The sequence below is a fragment of the Mesorhizobium sp. M4A.F.Ca.ET.020.02.1.1 genome (genome assembly GCF_004022645.1).
GTDB lineage: Bacteria > Pseudomonadota > Alphaproteobacteria > Rhizobiales > Rhizobiaceae > Mesorhizobium.
Genome location: NZ_RZOI01000348.1, coordinates 1 through 6241, shown reverse-complemented (window position 1 = coordinate 6241; position 6241 = coordinate 1). Strand labels below are relative to the sequence as shown.

Here is a 6241-nt window from a genome sequence, read left to right as displayed (position 1 = left end):
GCGCAAGCCTTTGCCAATCCCGTGCTTGCCAATGCGCTAAAGAACACCAGGCTCGACTTCAAGGACCAGCTTCCGCATGGCCTGCAGATCGTCAGCGCGCATGTGTCCGGCGATGGCACCGATGCGGCGGGCGGTGCACTGCCCGGTGCGGTGATCAGCACCTCGGCGGACCCGAACGACACCGCGACGGTTTCCGATTTCCGGATTTCCGCCAGCGATCTCGACGGCATGGGCGCTGCGAACGAACGCGCGATCACCTTCCAGATCGTGGCCAAGATCGACCATGCGGCGTTCCCCGCGCCGGCCATGGTCGACAACCAGGGCACGATCAAGGTGTCGATGGGAGGCGGCCCGGGGACCATCATCCCGTCGCAGGATCCGGGTAAGCCGGATGACGGCGATTTCCTCACCGGCGAGAAGACCTCGATCCGCATCGACTTGACCAAATGTAATCCGCCACCACCACCTCCCGGCAAGGAATGCTTCAAGGTGGAGCGCGGCACGGTCGATTGCGTGCCCGGCGGCGGCGCCTTCATCTACCACATGCCTGTCGGCCCGGAGATGGGTGGCAAGTGGGTGCAGGTCTCGACGACCACGCCCGGCATCACCATCATCCCCGACACGCAACTGGTGCCGGCGGGCGGCGGCGTGCTCAACTGGAAGATCGTCGGCGCATCGCCCGGTGATGTCATCCACCTTATTGTCACCGGCATCGAGACCTATGCCGGTCCGGAGGAGGGCTGGGGCCTGTGCTGCACGCAGACTATCGACATCGTCATCCCGCGCGACCTCAGATGCCCGCCCGACAAGGAGCCGGACCTCAAAGTCGAGAAGCGCGCCGATGTCACGCGTTGCACGATGGCCGGCGGCTGCGACTTCACCATCAGGGTCAGCAATGTCGGCGGCGCGCCCTATCACGGCAAGATCGTGCTCGACGAGGTGACGTTGCCAGCCGGCTCGGTGCTGGATTCCGGCCCGAACCCGCCCTGGGTCTGCGTGCCCGGCGTCACGCCGATGACCTGCACCCATCCGGTGACCACGCTCAACCCGGGCGCCTTTGTCGACCTCAAGCTCGGCTTCAAGCCGGCGCCGGGCTGGCAGGGACGCGTGCTGCGCAACTGCGCCATCTACGACTACCAGGCCAGCGGCAAGCCGCTGTTCGGCAGCCAGCAGAACGATCGCGGCTGCGCCTCGATCCCGATCTGCCGGCGTGGCGATCGCGACCCTGAGTGCCGGCCGCCGGTCGAGAAGAAGGTCGACCTGATCCTGAAGAAGCGTGCCCGCATCCCGGTCTGCACGGCTGACGGCATCTGCTACTTCGTCATCGACCTCATCAACAACGGCAGCGTCCCCTATAACGGACCGCTGACGGTCATCGACAGCTATCCCGGCGGCGCGCCTGCCTCCTCGACCTTCGGCCCGTCTCCGCCCTGGAGCTGTGGACCGAACGGCCCCGGCCAGTTCCGTTGCGACAATCCCGGCATCGTGCTGATGCCTGGCGCCTCGACGTCGATCGTCGTCAAGGCGGTGATGCCGGCAAACTACCAGTCGGACAGCGTTGAGAACTGCGCGGCGGTGAAGGCCATACCCGGTGAGGTCGACCTCACCAACAACAAGGCCTGCGCCAAGGAACGCTTCCGCCATCCCAATGGCGGCAAGCCCGGCCTGCGCATCACCAAGGTGTGCAACGGCTCGCTGGCCGGTGCCGCGGTGGTTTCCTGCCGCATCACCGTCAGCAATGCCGGCACGGCGGCCCCCACCGGTCCGGTGCGGGTCAACGATGCCGCCACGCTGGTGGCCGGTGGCGCGCCGGTCCAGATCCAGACCGTCACTCCCGACGGCGCTGAATGGGCCTGCGGACCGGTTCCGGCCAACACGCTGTCTTGCCAGATTCCCGGCGCCGTGATGACGCCCGGAACCTCCAGGCACTTCGACGTGACCGTCTCGGCCAATGGCGAGTTCGAGAACTGCGCGCGCGGCTCCTACGGGCCGGCGCCGGGAGACGACATCGTCTATCCGATCGGCCAGGCTTGCGCCAAGGGCGGCGGGGCTCCGACCATCCGCGTCGAGAAGACCGGCGACAGCGAATGCCGGCCCGGCCAGCCCTGCTCGTTCGAGATCACCATCACGAACGATGGGCCGAGCGCCTTCTCCGGTCCGGTCCGGATCGGCGATGCGATCGGCGTGGAAGGATTGGGCAGGCTGGAAGGCGTCGAGATCACGTCGATCGAGCCGCCCTTCGGCTGCTCGCCGGAACCGACGACGCTGCCTTTGTCCTGCATTGCCAACCTGACGCTCGGCGCCGAGGAAAGCCACGTGCACAATGTCACCGTGGTCATCCCCGATGACGGCCGTCTGGCCAATCTGCAGGGTCAGGTCCACGGTCAGAACTGCGTTGGCGTCCTGTCTCCGGATACGCGGGTGCAGGGCGGCGGCGACGTGCTTTCCGGCGATCAGGCCAACATCCAGGGCAATCGCGGCAAGGCTTATGCGTGCCATCCCTTCACCATCAGGAACGAGGTGAAGAAGCAGTGCTCGGCGGGCTTCGTCATGAACGATGCCGGCCGCTGCGTCTGCCCGGAAGGCACCACCTACCGCAACGGCCAGTGCACGGGCGACGGCGTCATCATCGAGCCGAAGCCAAAGCCAAAGCCTTGCGTCCTGCTCAAGGGCCAGATCCGCACCGAGGACGGGCGCTGTGTCTGTCCGCGCGGAACCGAGCTTGAGAACGGCGCCTGCGTGAGGATCACGCAAGGGTGCACCATACCCGGCTCGGTGCCGTCGGCGGATGGCGACAGCTGCTACTGCCCCAAGGGCACGCATCTCGACAGGAATGCGAATGCCTGCGTGCGGGACAAGCAGAAGCCCGAGCAGTGCACCATTCGCGGCCAGGTCCACGACGCGGACGGCGATTGCGTCTGCCCGAAGGGGACCGAGGTGCGCAATGGCGCCTGCCGGCCGATCCGGCCGAAACCGGAGCAGTGCCGGATCCCCGGCCAGGTCCGCAACGCCGATGGCGATTGCGTCTGCCCGAACGGGACCGAGCTGCGCAACGGCGCCTGCCGGCCGATCCGGCCACAGCCCGAGCAGTGCACGATCCGCGGCCAGATCCACGACGCCAACGGCAACTGTGTCTGCCCGAGGGGTACGGAAATCCGCGACGGCGCCTGCCGGCAGAAGAAGCCTGAACTGGAGCAGTGCACCATTCGCGGCCAGGTCCACAACAAGCGTGGCGAATGTGTCTGCCCGCGTGGCACCGAGGTCCGTGACGGTGCCTGCCGTAGGGTCCGGCAGGAATGCGCTCCGGGTTCGCAGCTGATCAACGGCCAGTGCCAGCCGATCATCATCCTGCGGCGCTGCCCGACCGGGACGACCGGAAAATATCCAAACTGCGTCCCGATCCGCAAGCCGGGCGTGGAGGTCAACCCGAACCTGCTGCTCAATCCGAACATCCTGCAGCAGCTGGTGCCGAGACGTACGCCGCAGGTGCAGCAGGATCCGGCGGGTGCGAACATCCAGAACTCCAAGCCGTGATCTAGCGATAGGAAAACCAGAACCCCGCCGGAGCAATCCGGCGGGTTTTTCGTTGGCGGGATCGCCCGCGTGAACCTTGATGCCGCGAGCGGCGACCAATCGCTGAAGGAACACATCAGGAGAGAGAGATGTCTTCAGTCAGCTATGCCTTTCGCAATACGGTTGCGACTGTTGCCCTGTTCGCAGCCGGACTAGTCAGCACCTCCGCTTCCGCCGCGCAGGCCAACATCAAGTCGATGTCGTTCGACACGCAGAGCGTCAACACCACGCTCCATGTCGTTTCGAGCGACAAACAGAAATGGGACAGGCTGAAAAGCGGCACGGTCCAGTTCTGGGGCCACATGAAGATCGACACACGCTGGCCAGGCTACGTGCAGCAGGTCGGTGTATCGCTCGGCGTATGCGGCCCCAGCCAGTGCGGGGCGTTTCCGCCGATCTGGAGCGCATCGCCGGTCAGCCGCGACTATGATCACCAGGCGAACTTCTCCTTCGATCCCTCGATCATGGCGCTGTCTTCGAATGCGGACATCGCGTCGGTGCCCTATGGCGATCAGATTATCGCCAAGTGCAACCAGCACCTCCAGCCCGATGGGCCGACGAAGTCCTATTCGTTCACGCACACCTTCCACGCAACCTTTTCGGCGCTGACCGACAAGGCGCTCGACATGCACAATGCTGCCACCGAGACGACCGGCGGCAGCTGGCCCTATCCGATCTACGAATCGCATTATGCCGAACACGGTTCGTTCGACGTCCAGGTCGTTTGCGATCCCGTCGTCAAACCGGCGGCTCAGGACATCGCCGTCGATTTCGGCGAATTCGAGACAAAGAACGTCAAACTGTTCCTGACCACCTACCGCTCGAACCAGCCCGGCTCGACACCCGGCACAGTGTGCCCGGCGCTCAAGGTGACCAGCCGCGCGCAGGCCAACAAGGCCGGGCCGGTATCGATGCGCATCTGGCGGCAGAAGGACAATGGGCCGATCACATCGGAATTCAAGCAGGTCTGGGCGTCCTTCGACGCGGGCAAGAACGGCTATTTCGCCACTTATGAGAAATGGGAGAATGTCGGAGCGACCGCGTACTTCCAGTACAAGACCGAAATAGTCGGCAACGGCCCGTTCGAGCCCTTCGACGGCTGGAAAGACATCACCGTCCATTGCACTGGCGCGGGCGGCGGCGGCTTCACCGATGGACCTCAGGCCGATCCCGACAACCCGCCGGCAAAGGCCGACTGGCAAGGCGAAGTGACCGTTTCCGACAGCGCCGGATCGAGGAAACTTTGCCCGCGCAAAGGTCAGGTCGCGTTCGAAGCGAGCCGCGATGCTCCCGGCGCGTTGCACTACCGGATCGGTTGCTCGAACGGCGCCTTCTTCACCGGGACCGCGGTCGCCTTCAACGAAGGCGGTGTGTTCAAGGCCAGCGCCGCGCACGATCTCAGCATAAGCAGGACCCGCTCGATCCAGTGCACCTTGCAGGAGATCAAGCCGAATGGATCCATTGCCACCATCGACGCGGATGCGGAGGATTTCACCTGCATAAAACGCACTGTCGAGCCCAAGGTCGACGATCTTGTCTCAAGCACGCGCCCCGACTTCGGCAAGCCCAGGCTGCCGCCGGTCGTTGTGGATCCCGGCCGCAAATGCCTGCCCAGCCAAAGCTTGCTGCGCGGCAAATGTGTCGACAGGCCGCTGGTGGCCGCATGCAAGAGCACCGAGAAGCTGGTCGACGGCAGGTGCATCGGCGTCAGCATCCACTGCCTGCCCGGCTATCATCAGGTCGGCCTGAAATGCGTGAAGAATGCCGTGATCGCCGGGAAATGCCGGCGTGACGAACAGCGCATCAATGGCGAATGCGTGCGCAAGCCTTCCATCATCATCGACTGCAAACGCGGCTACCATCTGGTCGGCAAGGCATGTGTGAGGGACGCAATCATCACCACGGGCTGCCGGCCGACCGAAATGACGGTGCGCGGACATTGCGTGCCCAGGCCGGCTTCGAAGACGCTTGGGCTGCAGAAGTTGAAGCAAGGCAGAGGCCCGTCGTTCCTGCCGGGACAGGCCAGGTCACGACTTCAGGTGAACTGAATCCTGCTGCAAACCAGGAGAGAGGCGGCGACGCCTCTCTCCTTTGCGGGATGACGAAACGTCATCCCGATCGGGAGCGACGTAGCTCCTTTTTGGGCGCTGGCTGCGCTCCAACACATAATCAGGCATTGTCCCTTTCGAAAAACGGTTCCGATTTTCCGGCCGATGCGCTAGGGCGGAGCGGACTTGAAGAACGGGAAGCGGACATGGCCAAGAAAACCCTGATCGCGCCATCGGTGCTGGCGTCGGATTTCTCGAAGCTCGGCGACGAGGTCGAGGCCGTCGCGGCAGCCGGCGCCGACTGGATCCATCTCGACGTCATGGACGGCCATTTCGTCCCCAACATCACCTTCGGCCCGCCGGTGGTAAAGGCGATCCGCAACCGCAGCAAGGCCTTCTTCGATTGCCACCTGATGATCGCGCCGGCCGATCCATATCTGGCCGCCTTCGCCGAGGCCGGCTGCGACGGCATGACCGTGCATGCCGAGGCCGGACCGCATCTCGACCGCTCGCTGCAGACGATCAGGAACCTCGGCAAGAAGGCCGGCGTGTCGCTTAACCCGGCGACACCCGAAAGCGCTGTCGAATATGTACTCGACCTGCTCGACCTGATCCTGATC

The 6241-nt window shown here is 64.5% G+C and carries 2 protein-coding genes and 1 pseudogene; all 3 read left to right on the top strand.

Annotated elements, in window-relative coordinates; all coding sequences use genetic code 11:
• The coding region (locus EN742_RS20615; protein ID WP_128333213.1) for a hypothetical protein at positions 1–3534 on the top strand (3534 nt) is incomplete at its 5' end.
• A gap of 128 nt (positions 3535–3662) precedes the next feature.
• The gene (locus tag EN742_RS20610; RefSeq protein WP_127406110.1) at positions 3663–5621 is read left to right on the top strand and encodes an EB domain-containing protein; all 1959 of its coding nucleotides are present in this window, start codon (positions 3663–3665) and stop codon (positions 5619–5621) included.
• Positions 5622–5827: 206 nt separating this feature from the next.
• Positions 5828–6241 (top strand): annotated as a pseudogene (locus EN742_RS20605) (ribulose-phosphate 3-epimerase); the annotation flags it as partial.

Coding starts and splice junctions, on each gene's coding strand:
- EN742_RS20610 (WP_127406110.1), top strand. CDS start 3,663: ATGTCTTCAGTCAGCTATGCCTTTCGCAATACGGTTGCGACTGTTGCC.